The organism is Dyadobacter sp. HNCC25DJ186, assembly GCF_056895235.1.
Window position 1 is genome coordinate 39,711 of record NZ_JBXHAS010000016.1, and the last position, 17,261, is coordinate 56,971.

Consider the following 17,261-nt stretch of genomic DNA (forward strand, 5'->3'; position numbering starts at 1 on the left):
TTTTTCAATAAACGCAGTAAAAGAAATTAACAAATCCAACGACAGGTTCCTGACAGAACCGTCGTTGGATTTTAAGAAAAATCAAGCGTAAGGAATAATGAACTCTTAGTTATATCCCTCGTTTTGTTTCAGATTGGCATTAAGCGTAATCTGTCTGCGCGGGATAGGAAACAACTTTTTGTAAGATTCTGTTGGTTTGTGATCCCACCAGCTAGCCGTTGTGAATTTGTCAAAACGGATCAGGTCGTCGCGGCGGAAGCCTTCAAAAATAAATTCACGACCGCGTTCAGCCAATAGTTCATCCATCGTCAAAGTTGAGGTCGTGTATTTCTCAGTTGCCCAGGCATCAGCAGTATAAGCACGTTGCTTCACCTGATTAACCAGTTCAACAGCTTCTGCTGTAGCAACCTTGCCGTTTTTACGCATCAATGCTTCTGCTTTCGCAAACATCACCCATGACAAACGGTAAATTGCCCAGTCGGAACCATTATAATTAGGATCTTCAAGCGCGCCCAACTTGTATTTATTGAAACGAACACCGCTGTTTTCTTCACCCTGCGTCATATCAGATGGCAAAGAATTTGGATCCTGACCAGGCTGTAAAGTTTTGTTTTTACGGATATTGTCAACAAAAACCAGTGGCTGGTTGTCATATTCATTTCCACCTGTGGCCAAAACAGGTTTCGTAGGATCAGCATACTGATACTGCGTTCCTTCCAAAATCCATTCTTTCTTTCTCTTATCCGTTGCCTTAAACGTCGTATAAACACCTGGAATTACCACAACTCCATCATTTCCGTTACGCGCACCACCATAAATAAAACGTTGCTGGAAGTGGAAAAAGTCGCTGGTCCATTGTGGCTGGAACGTTGCTTTTTTAAATTCGTAAGCAAGTTGGAAAAGAATTTCCTTCGACTGGAAGTTCGCTGGTTTGTAAGTATCCGTTAAATTGGCATCCAAAACTGGCGCGCCGTTAAGTCCGCCCGCTTCACCATTGATGAGTTTGTTTGCAGCTGCAACGCAATCATCCCAACGCGCTGTTCCTGTCCAGGCTTCCGCATTCAGGTATAATTCTACCAACATGGCGTATGCACCTGCCTGCGTCATACGGCCAATCATCGCTTGTGACAGCTTTGGCGCTGCGTTGACATTGTCAAGGATTTCTTTTTCGATAAACTTGAAAACCTCGGCACGCGGCTGCGTAGGAGGGCTGACAGGATCTCCCACTTTGGTTACTGTCGGGATGTTACCAAACAAACTCATGATTTTCAGATAATGGAAAGCACGCAGAAGTTTCAGCTCAGAAACATAAGCCGCTTTTTCAGTATCTGTAATGCCCATGGATGCCGGAGTACGGCCTTCCAAAGCTTCAATTGGGTCTGTACAAAGCCCAAGTCCCCACCACATCAGTCTCCATGCTCCCCAAACTGCATCTTCATCGGCAGTCCAGGTATGGTAATGCAGGCGAAGCCACTTTCCACCGTCTTGTCCGTGACGACCTTTTACGGGCCAGGCAAGCTGATCAGCCGAAAGTTCGTTCAGACGCCACCAGCCATCCTGTCCCGGAGTAGCCCAGGCGTTCGCGTGGGTATACGGACGGAGTACGGCTGAAATAACTTCGTTTTTATTGTTGTAAAAATTATCGGTTACCAGCTGATCATAAATATTTTCATCAAGATCAGTACAGGCCGTTGTTGCAAATAATGGCAAAGCCATCGCAGCAATTTTGAATGCTTTCTTAATATTTATCATTTTTATTACTATTAAAATCCGAAACTAAGACCTACCAAGAATGAACGGGTGTTTGCATAAGCACTTCGGCCGTCAATACCCAGGCGACGCTGACCATCTGTCTCTTTTCCAAGCCCTGTATCGTTCACGAAGTCAGGATCATTTCCCGTGTATTTAGTAAATGTGGCAAGGTTTGAACCTGTCGCATACACACGAAGTGAACGGATGATATCACTTTTTAAATTGAAATTGTAGCTCAATGTGATCTCGTCAAGTTTCAGGAAACTTCCCGATTCCAGGTAGTAATCTGAATACTGGTAGGTATCATTCAGTGGAGCATATTTATCAAAAGTGCTGTTCAAAACATTGTTTGGAAGCGAAACTTTGTTGGCATAAGAAAGCGCCATCGTATTCAGGATATCGTAGTCAAAACGTCCTCTGAAGAACACGCGCAGACTTAGGTTTTTATATGCAAAGTTGTTCGTCAAGGATGCATTGAACTTAGGAATTGCATTCCCGATAATCGCTAAATCTGATACATTTGGATCCGTAGAATTATTGATCTGATCGAAACGTACTTTCTCGTTGTTGCGGTTGTAGAATAACCATTTTCCATCATCTGTAAATCCGGCAAAACGTTTTCCGTAGAAGTTACCCAATTTTCCGCCTTGTTCAATACGCATGGCTTGTCCAAGTGCACCATAACCGCCGATGTCTCCGGTAGCGATGGCTTCAACTTTGAATACATCATTTGAAAGATCGTCCGCTCTATTGGTTACATAACTTCCTGTCGCATCGATATTCCAGCTGAAATCTTTTGTTTTGATAGCAACACCGCTCAAAGTAAGTTCAACGCCTTTATTGGAAATCGAGCCGACGTTGGTATAAATGGTTTCACGCACAAATGGAGGAAGCTGTGATGTATAATCATACAACAGGTCATTGGTTACGCGTTTGAAAACGTCAAGCGATCCGCTCAGTCTTTTATTCAAGACAGCAAAATCAACCCCAACGTTATACTCTTTTTTTCGTTCCCACTTCAAATCGGGATTCGGATTTCTGTTTGGGCCATAAGTTTGGCGCCATTCTCCGTCCGGATTGATATAAACTCCACCTGTTCCCAAAGTTACAAGCGACGAATAGTTTGCAATATCCTGATTTCCTGTCACCCCAAATCCGGCACGTAATTTCAGGCTGTTGACAAACTTGATGTTTTCCATAAATTTCTCCTTACTCAGGTTCCATCCAACAGAAGCAGCCGGGAAATTTCCCCATTTGTTGTTCACCCCGAAACGGGAAGAACCTTCATGACGAAGAATTAAAGAAACCAGATATTTGTCCATGAAAGAATAATTAGCCCGTCCAAAAAAAGCGATCAGTGTATTATCACCTTTTCCGCTTCCCATTGTTGCTTTTCCGGCCACGAGCTGATTTCCTGCACCGAGATTGTTTTCTTCGAAAATATCATTTACAAAACCGTAGTTGGCGGCATTGAAACTCTCTTCCACAGCATACTGATAGCTGTAACCTCCAACCGCATTGATCGTGTGGTTCGCACCAAATGATTTGTCAAAAGAAACTGTTGGCTCAACAGTGTAGTTGTTCCTTAAATAGGTGGATCTGCTGGCGTAACCTCCGTTTGGATAAACGTCATTTTCTTTCGAGAATTCTGAGGCTAGTGAGCGGTAAGCGCCGTCGATATAACTATCTCTCTGCACCGCTCCAAAGATCGAAGCTTGCAAGCCAGGTAAAATCTGAAGGCTCATTTTCGCATCTGCGGAAGTCGTTTGCTGCTGGCGACGATTTGTTTCCTGTTCCAGCCGGGCAACTTCATTGGTACTGGTTTGTTCAAAATAATAACTTCCGTCCGGATTATAGAACGATAAGGTAGGGTTTCTGATCAGCGAACCTTCCCAGCCGCCACCACCCAAAAGGTTGGCTTTGTTGAAGTTGGTTGCCAGGTTGACTTGTGCCGTCAAACGATCTTTCAGGCCGGTTTGCATAATGCTCAAACGTCCACCATATTGTTTACGGCCGTTTTCTTTGGCAATTCCCTGCAAATCCTGATAATAAAGACTCGCGCGGTAAGTAGTATTTTTTCCTCCGCCAGACATGGCCAGGTTGTGGTTCTGGCTCAGATTTCCGTGGTTGATCAAAGCATCATACGCATCGGTGGTATTGCCGTAATCTGCACTGGCAGGAATTGTTCCGTCCGCAATTTTAGCGCGATACTGCGATGCAGTCATGAAATCAGGACGGTTGCGGACGTATTCTTTTCTGAAATAGGTATTGTAATCAAACTTTGCACTTCCGGAAGCACCTTTTTTCGTGGTAACCAAAATCACCCCGCCATTGGCACGCGTACCATAAATAGCCGCTGCCGAACCGTCTTTCAAAACACTGATCGATTCAACATCATCCTGTTGCAAAAGGTCAAGATTACCACCTGGAATACCGTCGATAACGACAAGCGGAGCCAGGCCACCCGTCAGCGAAGTTACCCCGCGAAGCTGTAAAGAGACTCCTGAGTTCGGGTTTGAGCCGCTTCTGTTGATATTAAGACCGGCAACTTTTCCCTGAATAAGGTCCATTGCATTTCGCGCACCAGATCTGTTGAAATTATCTGAGGTGATATTGGCAATGGCAGAAGTTGTTCTTTCCCTTGTCTGCGTACCGTAACCAACAACGACAACTTCATCCAGCAATTTTGCATTTTCCGCAAGGTTAACGTCGATTACGGATTTATTCCCAACTGCAACTTCCTGCGTAATACTTCCTACGAAAGAAAAAACCAGGACGTCCTCAGGACCATTCACTGTGATCGTATAATTCCCTTCCACATCGGTAGTGACGCCTTTTTGTGTTCCTTTCAAAATAACCGAAACACCAGGAAGGCCGGATTTATCCTTCGCACTTAATACTCTGCCTTTTACTTCAATCTCTGCGACTGAAATGGTTTTTGTAATCAGCGGAGCATTCGATTTTTTCCCAATTCCTGCATGGGCCGCGGGAGCGGAAAAACATAACGCCAGGGAAAGGGAACCCAGGCATAACATCCTGAATTTCCCGCTTCTTGGCCTGAAATGATTTACCAGTACTGTTCTTTTCATGAAACTGAATTGTGTTTAAGAATAATTAATAGGCGCTAAATCGTTTTAGTATTTTATTGGTTTTGTTTTGGATTTTTTATCGTCATGCAGTTACAAAATTTGAATTGGGATTTAAACAAGCTTTGGTTCAGAGGTAAGGCAAACCGACCTTTATTTTTTGATATTCCTAAAATTACATTTTGATAGTTTTACTAAATCGATTTAGCAATTTTCTAATTTTTAATATTTTATTTTTGGTAAATAGTAATTAAAAAAGAAATAGTAGGGAATTTATTGCCGTCAGGTGTAAAATTTCAAGAGCGTCAGTGCGCCAAAGCCTGACTTCGATTCGGGAGCCAAGTTAAATGTTATCTTAGTATCATGCAAACGTTATGTTAAAAATACATAACGTTTGACAAAAAAATCAGGAGTTTTGTAGTGAGGATGATTCTCTGACAATCAATTTTGCAGGCAAAACAATTTCATGAATCTCTGTGTCTTTCTCGTCCAGGGCATTCAGCATGAGCCGTATGATGTGGCTGGATATTTCCGGAACGGGCTGTGCTACGACCGTGATGGAAGGACTGTAAAATTTAAACAGATCCTGATCATCAAAGGAAATCACAGCAATATCGTTTGGGATCCGGAGATTCAGGATTTTAATCGCTTGAAGCCCCCAAACACCGATATAGTTTGTAGAGAAAAATATCGCATCAATATTCTTATTTTCTCTCAGGAAAGAAACGATTTCGTTTACATTCTGCTCCCCGGCATCATGAAATCCAACTTTTTTAACATACGGTTTCAGGTTGTGTTCAGCAATTGCTTTTTGATAACCTCCCAAACGGTCTGCCATTTGCATCTGATCAGAATCGAGGGTGACGAATCCAATATTTTTAAAACCGTTTTCGATCAGATGAATAATGGCCTGATAGGTGCTGTTCAGATTTTCGATCACCACGTGGTTGCAATCCAGCAAAGGTAAATTTCGGTCGATCAATACCACCGGTATTCCTTCATCTAAAAGTGACTGGATTTCGTTCTCGATCCCTTCCGGAGGTGTGATGATATAACCATCGATGGAACGGTCGCGGAATAGCCGGATCAGCTCAATTGCCTTTTCCTTTTTGTTATCAGTGCTGCAATAAATAATTCTGTAACCTTTGTTATGCGCTTCTTCTTCAATCAGACGCGCCACCTGAGCAAATAGAAGGTTATTGGAAATATCTTCAACCATCAGGCAAATGATCTTGGACTTTCCTGTCCGCAATCCCTGAGCCATCATGTTGGGTTTGAAATTTACTTCTTCAACAAATTTTAATACCTTTTCTGTAAGGGCTTCACTGATCCTTTTCTCCTTCGCTTTTCCATTCAAAATAAACGATACCGTAGTGATTGATATCCCTAATTCTTTCCCGATATCACGAATGGATAGTTTTTTGCTCATCTTACTGGCCGGTATTTGTATTGTTATGATTGCAGTTAAAATAAAAATTCATCGAAATCAACAGATTCCAATGAATTTTCATTTCCAATATCTTTATATAAAAAATTCAGAAAGCAATATACACAATCATTTCATATTCATTTGTGCCGTCACTCTTTTCTTGTTTGGTTTGGCGCCCATATAAAATTTAATCTGGCCGCCATCCATAATCTCGGCATGCGTAATGTAATTGCGAGTCAAAACTTTACCGTTTAATTCAATCTTCTGCACGTATACATTTTTGTCACTCTGATCTTTTACATCAACCTCAAAAGTTTTCCCATTTTCCAGGTTGAGCTTTGCGTTTTGTATGGCCGGACTACCAATAATATAATGATCCGAAGCAGGAGCCACTGGATAAAATCCAAGAGAACTGAATATATACCAGGCGCTCATCTGCCCGAAATCATCATTTCCACCGAGTCCATCGACCGTAGATTTATACATTGCTTTCAGGATCATCCGGATTTTGTCTTCTGTTTTCCAGGGCTGATCCAGCCAGTTATACAGGTAAGCTACGTGATGCGACGGCTCATTTCCGTGAACATAATTGCCAATAATTCCTTCGCGGGAAATATCCTCCGTATTCTCAAAATATTTGTCAGGCAAATTCATACTGAAAAGGGAGTCAAGATGGGCCGTAAAACGCTTTTTGCCACCCATCAGCTCGATCATTTCTGCCGGTGCCTGAGGTACATATAAGCTGTAATTCCAGGAATTCCCTTCAATAAAACCTTGTCCGTGGGTATCCAGCGGATCAAATTCTTTGCGCCAGCTTCCGTTATCTAATTTCGGGCGCATAAACCCGATGGATGCGTCGTAGACATTTTTATAATTACGCGACCGCTTGCTGAATTCTTCATAAATGTCATTCCGCCCCAATTTTTTTGCCATTTGTGCGATACACCAGTCGTCGTATGCATATTCAAGCGTCTTCGAAACCGACGAGGTATTCTTATCATCCGGAACGTACCCTTTTTCCATGTAGTAATTCAGCCCGTCGTAATATTTATTTCTGGCCGTGGTAACACAGGCATCCAGCGCTTTATTGACATCAAAATTTGCGTTTCCTTTGATAACAGCATCCGCGATAACCGGCACCGAATGATACCCGATCATACACCAGTTTTCATTCGCATAATGCGACCATACCGGCAGCATTTTATGTACACTTTGGTCGTAATGTGCCAGCATGGATTTGATCATATCTACATTCCGGGCTGGCTGCAAAACGTTAAAAAGTGGATGCAGCGTTCTATAAGTATCCCAGAGTGAGAAACTTGTAAAGTTTGTTGAGCCTTGAGTTTTATAGATATTCATATCCAGACCTTTGTATGATCCGTCAACGTCCATATAGGTTGTTGGCCCCAGAAAGGAATGATATATTGCTGTATAAAAATTAACCTTATCGTCTTCATTGATTGTTTTTACAGCGACTTTATTAAATTCTTTATTCCAAAGCGCTTGTCCTTCCTGCTTCACACGATCAAAATCCCAATGTGGAATTTCAGCTTTCATATTGGCCAGAGCACCTTGGGTACTGACCGGAGATATTGCAAATTTGATTTTTATTTTTTCATTTTCAGCAGTCTGGAAATCAAAATACATTTTCAGGTTTCTGCCGGCTACCTCCGGAAAGTTATGCTCCTGATCAAATTTTTTCCAGAAACCTTTGTAGACATTATTATCGTCAATTTTAGTACCATAATTTTTAAATGGTTTACTAAATGTCATCGCGAAATAAACGATACGCGTTCTGGCCCAGCCATTCGTCTGGCGAAAACCAGTGATTAATGTATCGTTTTCAACGCGGACGAAAGTCCAGACATTTTTATTATCGTACTGATAAAGTCCGGCCATTAAATCCAGAATAACGTGTGCATCATCAGCTTTTGGAAAAGTGTACTGATGCATACCAACGCGATTGCTCGCTGTGAGTTCGGCGGTAATATTATGATCATCCAGTTTTACCTTATAATAGGAAGGCTCTGCAATTTCATTTTTGTGAGAGAACGCAGAACGGTAACCATTTTCCGGCTTATCTTCTGTGCCGGGATTTAGCTGCAATTTCCCAGTCGTCGGCATAATCAGGAAATCCCCCAGATCAGAATGTCCGGTGCCGCTGAAATGCGTATGGCTAAATCCGACAATTGTTTTGGAGTCATACTGATAACCGGCACAGAACTTATAAACGTCCGGGTTATATTTTCCATTGACGCCGTAGGGCAGCGTGTCAGTATCAGGCGACAGCTGAACCATACCGAAAGGAACTGTGGCGCCGGGATAAGTATGTCCCATTTTTGCAGTTCCAATTAATGGATGTGCATATTTTACAAAATTTTCGGTTGGGGATTGCGCTGAAACATTCAACGCTGCGAAAATGAAAGCCGCAGAAAACATTTTCCGCAAATTTGGTTTGCTACGTGTGTTTAAGGAAAATAGGGGCATAGAGGTGAAGATCGTTTATTAACTTTGGGTTAAAAGTATAAATAAATCGTTTTAGCTATCTTTATAGCAATTTATATTTTTAAAATTTGTGTTAATTATACAATTCAAGAACTGTAAATTTGAAATCTCTCTTGAAAGTTAACGTTTATTACCATATTTCGACGAACGAATTTTGTAGCTTTCCCGGAAGAATGAGTAAATCAGGATCCTTTAAACCTTATAATTTCCAAATAAAATCGATTGATAATCTATGAAAAAAATTACAATGATTGTGGCTGGTATTTTGACAGCAGCTGCATCGCATGCACAGTTACAGCCCTCAAAACAAACGCCTGAATCAAGTGAATTATGGACTCCGGTTCCACGTGTTGTAACGCCAGGTAAGCCCGCAACGGCAGTATCAGGATTTACAGCTCCTTCGGATGCAACCGTTTTGTTTGACGGAAAAAATCTTGATCAGTGGGTTTCAGCAAATGAAGGAGGCGGCGCTGCACCTTGGACTGTTGCAGACGGAGCTTTAACCTGCGCACCTAAAAAAGGAGATATTCAAACGAAAAAAAGTTTCACTGATTATCAGTTACATATCGAATGGCGCACACCTGCAAAAGTAGATGGAAGTGGCCAGGGACGTGGTAACAGCGGGATTTTCATGCAGGGAATTTATGAGCTTCAGGTACTTGACAGCTATAACAACCCAACCTATTCTAACGGACAAGCGGGTTCTATCTACAAGCAAACGATGCCGTTAGTGAATGCAACTGTTGGACCGGGTGAGTGGCAAACTTACGACGTTGTTTACACAGCACCGCATTTTAACAAGGATGGGCAAATGACCATTCCTCCATACATTACAGTAATTCATAATGGGGTAGTTGTTCAAAACCATACTGCAATTCAGGGAACAACACCTTATATCGGTCAACCGAATATTACACCGCACGGTGCCGGTCCGATCAAATTGCAGGATCATAACAATACGACAAGTTTCCGCAATATCTGGATTCGTGAGATTTAATAGTTAATTCTGATCTATAAATCAGGATTTTAGCATTTAAGAGAGAAGTCAGCTTTCAAAAGTTGGCTTCTCTTTTTTATTTTTAAATTCCTTGTTTAGAATATGCATCTGTATTGATAGTACGTTATAAAAAAGGTATCTTTGGTTTGAATTCACTAAGTACAATTATGCTCCTGGTATAATCTTCTACACCTGGCTTTGCGTTATAATTAATTTACAATCCACTATAATTTACACACGATGAAATTAACAGTTTTGATTGTTCAGGGTAAAGAACACTTGATAGGTTCAATTAAAGAAATTCCAGCTGTGGTTACACAAGGTGTTTCCAGAGATGAAGTAATGGAAAATATTCAGGATGCCTTGGATCTTTATTTGGAAGACATGCGTTCTGAGGACGATTTTGGAAATGTCATTTCAAAAGAAGAGCTCGTTTTCGCATAATGTCGATAAAGCGAAGCAAATTTATAAAGCATTTGGAGCAATGTTCCTGCTTTTTACACCGTAATGGCGGCAAACACGATATTTTTAAAAATGAAAAGACAGGCAAGAAAACTACCATTCCAAGACATGCTCATCTCGATCCATTTCTGTGTGATTTGATTTGCAAGCAATTGGAAATAGACAAAATGTAGATGCAATAGACGATGAGTAAAAGAGAAGCCAACTTTTTCGACAGTTGGCTTCTCTTTTTTTATATCCATGAACCACCTTAAACCTCTTTTTTGTTTTAAATTCAAAGGATTAATTCCTGAATTTACTTCATTGACCGACAAAGAAACATGCAGGAAATAGAGCCTTATTACAATTGGGAAAAACATTATGTTGCCAGCCGTGATCGAAAATCTCCGTTTTATGGCCGGACCTACAATCTTGACTATTACGAAAATGCGATATATGGATATTATATTCATCCGTTATGGGACCACATCGGTTCTGAGACGCTTTACGTCAAAATTCTTTATGCAGATTATAACAAACATTATGTGATTATCGAGCTTTTTGGTGAGTGGAATGATACGCTGCATAATGACATTATGTATTTCAAACGTCAGGTTGTTGATCCTTTAATTGACGAGGGAATTAATCAATTTATCCTGTTAGGTGAAAATGTCATGAATTTTCATGGCGCAGAAGATGATTATTATTCCGAATGGTTTGACGACATAGAAGATGGCTGGATCGCCGCCGTAAATTTCAGAGATCATGTAGAAGAAGAATGGAAACGTTTCAGGCTTGATTATTACCTGAACTTTGGCGGGACATTACAACTCGATAACTGGCGGACGCTTCAACCAGATATCTTTTATGAAATCGTTAAAAAATTGATCATTAGAAGGTTATCATGATAAAAAGGTCTGATCGTTGCTTGCAAGGTTGATAAGTCCTTTGTAGCTTACGTGTCGAACCTTTTCAATCCATTCAACCAAACATCATCCACTGATATGGCAGACAATGAGAACCCTAAACCAACCAATGCAGACGAGACATTGGATAAAAAAATCGAAGATATTAAGGACAAGTCGATAGAAGTAAAAGATGAAGCTGCCGAAGGAATTTCGGAGATTAAGGATGATGTAGAGATTGCAGCTGGAACGAAGTTTGAAGAAGTAAAAGATGAAGCAGCCGATTTGAAAGCCGAAGCGAGCTATAAAGCAGATGAATTAAAAGCTGACGGAGAAGAAAAACTGGAACAAGCCAAGGAGACTTTTGTTGATGTAAAAGACGCTGCTGCTGAAAAAGTGGATGAAGTGCAGGAAATAGCATCAGAAAAAGTAGATGATGTAAAAACGGAAGTTGCTGATGTAAAAGCTGACGCGGAAGATAAGGTTGAAGAATTGAAAGCAGAGGCTTCCGATAAGGCCGAAGTTGCTGAAGAGAAAGTTGCAGAAGTGAAAGAGGAAGTTGTTGAAAAAGCCGAAGAGGTGAACGCAGCAACTGCTGAAAAAGTAGAAGAAGTAAAATCCGGCTTTTCGGGAAAAGTGGAGCAACTGCAAAATGAAGTTGAGTTAAATATTGCAGCCGGAAGAGTGAAGGCAGAGGAAATTATTTCTGACTTATCAGGCAGAGCGGATCATTTGAAAGAAGAAGCCGCTGATAAATTTGCAGATCTTAAAGAGGAAGCAACTGAAAAATTTGCTCACCTGAAGGAAGATGCTACTGAAAAATTTGCGGATGCGAAAGAGCTGGCTTCTGAGAAATTAGAGGATGCAAAAGAGATTGCCGCTGAAAAACTGGCAGAGGCGCAAGTGAAGGCCGCGGAGTTAAAAGCAAAAGCAGCAGAGGAGCTTGAAGAATTAAAAGCTACAGCATCAGAAACTTATGAGGAAACCAAAACCAAGGCCAAAGGTTTTTGGGCGCGGTTGTTTGGTAAGTAGGAAGATATCAGTTTAAAATGAGTACCTGTCAGATAAACTAATCCGGCAGGTACTTTTTGTTTAGGCCTTTCATACGGTTATCAGAATTCTTCGAACAAATGGTTAAGCCTGAGATTATTTTTCGAATTCAGCAATTAAAATTTTACTTTTCACTTAATTATTTGCATATTAATCTTGTGAATTTACTATTTTAAATTTTTATGCAACTGGAAATAGAAGAGTTATTATCGATCGCTAAAGATGCAGGAAAAGTCGTTTTGGGCGTATATAATGATCAAAATAAATTTGGAGAAGTAAAATTCAAGTCTGACCTATCACCGCTTACTCTGGCAGATCAGGCTTCAAACGACCTGATTGTTAGTAGATTAAAAATATTTTCTCCTGACATTCCAATATTATCTGAGGAAGGCGGAGATATAACTTACGAAGAAAGGAAACAATGGAAACATTTCTGGTGTGTTGACCCGCTGGATGGCACCAAAGAATTTATAAGCCGTAACGGAGAATTTACGATTAATATAGCGCTGATCCAGGATCGGGTTCCTGTTTTAGGAATAATATATGTTCCGGTAACCAACACCATGTATTACGCAAATCAGGAAACGGGCGGTTGGAAAATCGACTCGGAGGGCGTGAAATCCTCCATTAAAGTAGATAAAAATAGTACAGACTGGGTTTCAGTTGGCAGTCGTTCTCACGCATCTGATTTTGAAAAGGAAGTACTTGCCAGATATCCGGTCGTAAAAAATATTGCTATTGGCAGCTCTCTAAAATTTTGTCTTGTTGCGGAAGGGCTGGCGCATATCTATTTTCGTCATGGCCCCACAATGGAATGGGATACGGCGGCCGGCCAGGCAATTCTTACGCTAAGCGGCGGACAGATGATTACGCTGTCAGGTGAGCCGTTTTTGTATAACAAGCCCGCATTGCTTAATGGAAGTTTTATCTGCAGTGCGCAATATTTGACTTTGCGGGATTAAAACGCAGATCAATAAATGCTGATAAAGAGCAGATCACCTGATTCAGTATAATCAAAAAGTTGCTCTTTTTAATCTAAACAATTCAAAATCAACAAACGTTATGAAAAGTACTTTCCGGTTTTTCCAACAGAGTTTGTTTTTTTTGATACTTCTAACTTCAAAAAATGCCGGAGCGCAGGATAAGGTTGTTTTGGCTACAATGACGACAAGTGTTCAGGATTTTATCAATAGTCTCGACCCTGGGAAAAAGAAAGATGCTTGTGTCGGTTTTGACGATTCGCTCCGCTTCGACTGGAACTATGTGCCTCGGTCCAGAAAGGGATTAGCCCTTAAAAATATGAACGAAAGCCAGAAAGCGAAAGCGTTTTTTATGGTGAAATCTGTTTTGAGTGTGGAAGGTTATAAAAAAATAACGGATATCGTAGACCTGGAAAATGTGCTCCGGGTTATTGAAAATAAATCTTCCACAGACACATACCGTGATCCTGACAATTATTCGTTCCTGATTTTTGGATTGCCTGGTCGGAAAGCACCCTGGGGATGGCGAATGGAAGGACATCATATCTCACTGCATTTTACGGTTGTGGGTGAAAACATAACTTTTACTCCTGGTTTTTTTGGTTCTAACCCAGGCAAAGTTTTAGCTGATGTTCCACAAAAAGGCAAGCGAATTTTGAAAGAAGAGCAGGATGTCGCATTTGCATTATTGCAATCTTTTTCGCCGGAACAACAGAAGCAGGTAATCCTGTCTGAAAAGGCGCCCTGGGAAATTCTGTCTTCGAACAAGCGAAGCAATCTGGTTAACCTGAAACCCGAAGGTATAGCAATGAAAGATATGTCTGCCACCCAAAAGACGCTTTTTCTTAAACTTATTGCTGTATATCTGGATCGGTACCACGTGACTTTGAAAGATCAACAAATGGTTAAATTAAAGGAATCCGGGCTGAATGGCATACATTTTGCTTGGATGGGAGACAGGGAGCCGAGAATTGCGGAGGGTGCCGGGTACTATTACAGAATCCAGGGTTCATCAATTCTGATCGAGCTCGACAATACCCAAAATAATGGTAACCATATTCACACCGTTGTAAGAGATTTAACCAACGACTTCGGTGAAGACTTACTGCGATCGCATTATCAAAAAATGCACGCCAATCATTAGAAAATATCTTTCATTTTAATCATTCTTCGATGAAGCAGCCATTTTCTGTGCCTTTCAAACATCCGTTCGAAGCGGACAAAAGTTATTCAAAATCAGTCGTTTATTTCTCTATGGAATTCGCTCTGGATCAAGCTTTAAAGACTTATTCAGGTGGTTTGGGTTTCTTGGCAGGATCGCATATGAAGAGCGTTTATGCCTTAAATCAGAATCTTGCTGGCGTAGGAATGCTCTGGAAATATGGATATTATGACCAGGGAAGAAAAAAGGATAACAGTATGGAACCTCAGTTTCATGAGAAGATTTATCACTTTTTGCAAGATACCGGAATTCATTTTTCTATACCGATTTTAGGGAAAGAAGTCTGGGTGAGAGCCTATTATCTTGCACCGGAAGTTTTTAAAACTGCTCCTATGTTTTTCCTGACCACCGATACCGATGGAAACGATGAAGCGACCAGGGCGATTTCTTATTCTCTTTATGATTCGGACGTTACGATGAAAGTGGCGCAATGTATGGTGTTAGGAATAGGCGGCGCAAAATTATTGGATGCCCTGAAATATCAGCCCGAAGTTTATCATTTTAATGAGGCACACGCTATTTCTGCTGCTTTTTATTTATATCAGAAATATAAAAAACTACCGGAATTGAAGAAACGGATGGTATTCACAACCCATACGCCGGAGGAAGCAGGTAATGAAAAACATGACATCAATTTCCTTGAAGGACTAGGTTTCTTTTCGGGTCTGAAAATGGATGTAGTCAGGAAAATCACCGGCATTAAGGACGATACTTTCAATCATTCCCTTGCAGCGTTACGGTTGAGCAGGAAAGCCAATGGTGTTTCGAAATTGCATGGTGAAGTATCACGGAACATGTGGAAAATTTATCCGGGAATTTGTGAAATAACACATATTACAAACGCCCAAAATAATACGTATTGGGTCGATCCTATTCTGGAAAAGGCGAGACTCAAAAAAGATTCCAGGGTAATTTCCGAGCGAAAAAAGGAATTGAAAACGATGCTTTTCAAAACAGTGGCCGATCAGTGTGGGAAGATTTTTGATCCGAATGTGCTAACGATCGTTTGGGCCCGCCGGTTTGCCGCTTATAAACGTCCGGACATTCTGACCTGGGATGTGGAGCGATTTAAAAAATTACTCGAAAATACGGACTATCCGATCCAGATAATCTGGGCAGGTAAACCTTATCCAAAAGATGAGGGTGCAATCAATACTTTCAATCATTTGTTTTATTTAAGCCACTATTTCCCAAATATGGCGGTCTTGACAGGTTATGAACTTGAACTTTCAAAGCTGATGAAAGATGGTTCAGATGTGTGGCTGAATACGCCGATCGTAACCCGGGAAGCGTCGGGAACAAGTGGAATGACGGCTGCGATGAATGCTTCGCTGAACGTTTCCACTTTTGACGGATGGATTTGTGAATTTGCCAAAAACGAAGAAAATTCTTTTATCCTACCGGTTGCTGAGGGCGATGATATCAACAAGACAGATTGCGATAATCTTTTCGAATTGATTGAAAACAAGGTTTTTCCGACTTATTATAAAGATCAGAAAGAATGGCAGCGATTGATATTGAACAGTATGACGGACGTCAGCGAAGAATTTAACTCGGATCGTATGGCTCGTGAATATTATGAGAAGCTTTATTAAGAAAGTCTGTATTTCACGTTTTCACGCAAAGTGAAAAAAGTTAAGCAAAGAGCGCAAATTTCAACTTTTGCGCTCTTTGATTTTTTGGCTTACCTGCTTTGCGCGAAAATAGGTATGAATAGTAACATACTTCATAGCCACACAAAAAAAGTAATATCAAAATATTGAATCCAAGTGATAGTTAGTAGATTTGATAAAGTCAAAAAAATCAAAACTACACTCCTGCATGAAAACTATTTACAGCCTAATTTTAACGCTATTCATTATTCCATCTGCTTTTGCGCAGGATTATTCTGATAAAATCACACTGGTTATTCACGGAGGTGCCGCAACAATAACCCGCGCCAATATGACACCTGAAAAGGAAAAAGCATATAGGGAAGTGCTCGACACAGCGCTTCAAAACGGATATGCTATTTTGAAAAAAGGAGGAACAAGTCTGCAGGCCGTTGAAGCTGCGATTATGGTTATGGAAAACTCCCCATTGTTCAATGCCGGAAAAGGCGCAGTTTTTACCCATGAAGGAAAAAATGAAATGGACGCAGCAATTATGGAAGGCAAAAATTTGATGGCCGGGTCAATCGCTGGTGTTACGACAATTAAAAATCCGATCAAAGGTGCGATTGCAGTGATGGAAAAATCTCCGCATGTATTGATGGCTGGAAAAGGTGCTGATCAGTTTGCGAAAGAACAGGGATTAGAAATTGTTGATCCTTCCTACTTTTATACAGAAGCACGATACAAAGCGTTGCAGAAAGCGATTAAGGAGGAGAAGGTAGAATTGGATCATACAGAAAAGACAAAAGAAGAAATAAAAAAGGCTCCGAAAACAGGTTATCAAAAAGTCGAAGAGCTGATTTTTACAGAAGGGAAAAAGTTTGGAACGGTGGGGTGCGTTGCGCTTGATAAATTTGGAAATCTAGCGGCTGGAACTTCAACAGGTGGAATGACCAACAAAAAATATGGTCGGGTAGGGGATGCGCCCATTATCGGTGCGGGTACCTATGCCAACAATGCTACTTGCGCTGTTTCTGCTACCGGGCACGGTGAGTTTTTTATCCGATCTGTTGTCGCCTATGATATTTCTTCGTTGATGGAGTACAAGGGTTTGTCAGTCAAAGATGCTGCTGATGAAGTGGTTATGAAAAAACTGGTAGCTCGTGGTGGTGAAGGTGGTGTGATTGCTTTGGACCGGAATGGGAATATTGCAATGCCGTTCAATAGTGAAGGCATGTATCGTGGTTATATCAAAGAAGGGAAAAGCGAAGTGATGATATATAAAGACGAAAAGCGCTAACA

General features: G+C 41.0%; 13 protein-coding genes. 9 read left to right on the forward strand and 4 right to left on the reverse strand.

Going from position 1 to position 17,261, the window contains the following annotated elements; all coding sequences use genetic code 11:
- Positions 1–105: 105 nt before the first annotated feature.
- The 4 genes from AC1XUO_RS27875 to AC1XUO_RS27890 all read right to left on the reverse strand — a co-directional run bounded on the left by AC1XUO_RS27875 (position 106) and on the right by AC1XUO_RS27890 (position 8,754).
- Positions 106–1,752 (reverse strand): RagB/SusD family nutrient uptake outer membrane protein, encoded by a 1,647-nt coding sequence (locus AC1XUO_RS27875; protein ID WP_483333122.1) that lies wholly within the window; start codon positions 1,750–1,752, stop codon positions 106–108.
- An 11-nt stretch (positions 1,753–1,763) separates the two neighbouring features.
- On the reverse strand, positions 1,764–4,841 hold the full coding sequence (locus AC1XUO_RS27880) for a SusC/RagA family TonB-linked outer membrane protein (RefSeq protein ID WP_483333123.1): 3,078 nt from the start codon (positions 4,839–4,841) through the stop codon (positions 1,764–1,766).
- A gap of 403 nt (positions 4,842–5,244) precedes the next feature.
- Entirely contained in the window at positions 5,245–6,267 is a 1,023-nt protein-coding gene (locus tag AC1XUO_RS27885; RefSeq protein WP_483333124.1) for a LacI family DNA-binding transcriptional regulator, read from the reverse strand.
- A 126-nt stretch (positions 6,268–6,393) separates the two neighbouring features.
- On the reverse strand, positions 6,394–8,754 hold the full coding sequence (locus AC1XUO_RS27890) for a GH92 family glycosyl hydrolase (protein WP_483333125.1): 2,361 nt from the start codon (positions 8,752–8,754) through the stop codon (positions 6,394–6,396).
- A 250-nt stretch (positions 8,755–9,004) separates the two neighbouring features.
- Between AC1XUO_RS27890 and AC1XUO_RS27895 the strand changes: the two genes are divergently transcribed.
- The 9 genes from AC1XUO_RS27895 (at position 9,005) to AC1XUO_RS27935 (ending at position 17,259) form a co-directional block, all read left to right on the forward strand.
- Positions 9,005–9,769 carry a 3-keto-disaccharide hydrolase gene (locus AC1XUO_RS27895; RefSeq protein ID WP_483333126.1) on the forward strand — a complete coding sequence of 255 codons (765 nt, stop codon included), beginning with the start codon at positions 9,005–9,007 and terminating at the stop codon, positions 9,767–9,769.
- 240 nt (positions 9,770–10,009) lie between these two features.
- Complete coding sequence (locus AC1XUO_RS27900) at positions 10,010–10,213, forward strand: type II toxin-antitoxin system HicB family antitoxin (RefSeq protein WP_483333127.1); 204 nt, start codon at positions 10,010–10,012, stop codon at positions 10,211–10,213.
- Entirely contained in the window at positions 10,213–10,404 is a 192-nt protein-coding gene (locus tag AC1XUO_RS27905) for a type II toxin-antitoxin system HicA family toxin (protein ID WP_483333128.1), read from the forward strand. The genes AC1XUO_RS27900 and AC1XUO_RS27905 overlap by 1 nt, the downstream gene beginning before the upstream one ends.
- A gap of 147 nt (positions 10,405–10,551) precedes the next feature.
- Entirely contained in the window at positions 10,552–11,118 is a 567-nt protein-coding gene (locus tag AC1XUO_RS27910) for a hypothetical protein (RefSeq protein ID WP_483333129.1), read from the forward strand.
- Between the two features lie 96 nt (positions 11,119–11,214).
- On the forward strand, positions 11,215–12,147 hold the full coding sequence (locus tag AC1XUO_RS27915) for a hypothetical protein (protein WP_483333130.1): 933 nt from the start codon (positions 11,215–11,217) through the stop codon (positions 12,145–12,147).
- Positions 12,148–12,347: 200 nt separating this feature from the next.
- Positions 12,348–13,127, forward strand: coding sequence for a 3'(2'),5'-bisphosphate nucleotidase CysQ (cysQ, locus tag AC1XUO_RS27920; protein ID WP_483333131.1), 780 nt, complete (start codon positions 12,348–12,350; stop codon positions 13,125–13,127).
- A 100-nt stretch (positions 13,128–13,227) separates the two neighbouring features.
- Complete coding sequence (locus AC1XUO_RS27925) at positions 13,228–14,289, forward strand: DUF3500 domain-containing protein (RefSeq protein WP_483333132.1); 1,062 nt, start codon at positions 13,228–13,230, stop codon at positions 14,287–14,289.
- Positions 14,290–14,318: 29 nt separating this feature from the next.
- On the forward strand, positions 14,319–15,962 hold the full coding sequence (glgP, locus tag AC1XUO_RS27930; RefSeq protein ID WP_483333133.1) for an alpha-glucan family phosphorylase: 1,644 nt from the start codon (positions 14,319–14,321) through the stop codon (positions 15,960–15,962).
- Positions 15,963–16,188: 226 nt separating this feature from the next.
- On the forward strand, positions 16,189–17,259 hold the full coding sequence (locus tag AC1XUO_RS27935) for an isoaspartyl peptidase/L-asparaginase family protein (protein WP_483333134.1): 1,071 nt from the start codon (positions 16,189–16,191) through the stop codon (positions 17,257–17,259).
- Positions 17,260–17,261 lie beyond the last annotated feature (2 nt).

Coding starts and splice junctions, on each gene's coding strand:
- AC1XUO_RS27890 (WP_483333125.1), bottom strand. CDS start 8,754: ATGCCCCTATTTTCCTTAAACACACGTAGCAAACCAAATTTGCGGAAA.
- AC1XUO_RS27905 (WP_483333128.1), top strand. CDS start 10,213: ATGTCGATAAAGCGAAGCAAATTTATAAAGCATTTGGAGCAATGTTCC.
- AC1XUO_RS27925 (WP_483333132.1), top strand. CDS start 13,228: ATGAAAAGTACTTTCCGGTTTTTCCAACAGAGTTTGTTTTTTTTGATA.
- AC1XUO_RS27935 (WP_483333134.1), top strand. CDS start 16,189: ATGAAAACTATTTACAGCCTAATTTTAACGCTATTCATTATTCCATCT.
- AC1XUO_RS27895 (WP_483333126.1), top strand. CDS start 9,005: ATGAAAAAAATTACAATGATTGTGGCTGGTATTTTGACAGCAGCTGCA.
- AC1XUO_RS27880 (WP_483333123.1), bottom strand. CDS start 4,841: ATGAAAAGAACAGTACTGGTAAATCATTTCAGGCCAAGAAGCGGGAAA.
- cysQ (WP_483333131.1), top strand. CDS start 12,348: ATGCAACTGGAAATAGAAGAGTTATTATCGATCGCTAAAGATGCAGGA.
- glgP (WP_483333133.1), top strand. CDS start 14,319: ATGAAGCAGCCATTTTCTGTGCCTTTCAAACATCCGTTCGAAGCGGAC.
- AC1XUO_RS27915 (WP_483333130.1), top strand. CDS start 11,215: ATGGCAGACAATGAGAACCCTAAACCAACCAATGCAGACGAGACATTG.
- AC1XUO_RS27875 (WP_483333122.1), bottom strand. CDS start 1,752: ATGATAAATATTAAGAAAGCATTCAAAATTGCTGCGATGGCTTTGCCA.
- AC1XUO_RS27900 (WP_483333127.1), top strand. CDS start 10,010: ATGAAATTAACAGTTTTGATTGTTCAGGGTAAAGAACACTTGATAGGT.
- AC1XUO_RS27910 (WP_483333129.1), top strand. CDS start 10,552: ATGCAGGAAATAGAGCCTTATTACAATTGGGAAAAACATTATGTTGCC.
- AC1XUO_RS27885 (WP_483333124.1), bottom strand. CDS start 6,267: ATGAGCAAAAAACTATCCATTCGTGATATCGGGAAAGAATTAGGGATA.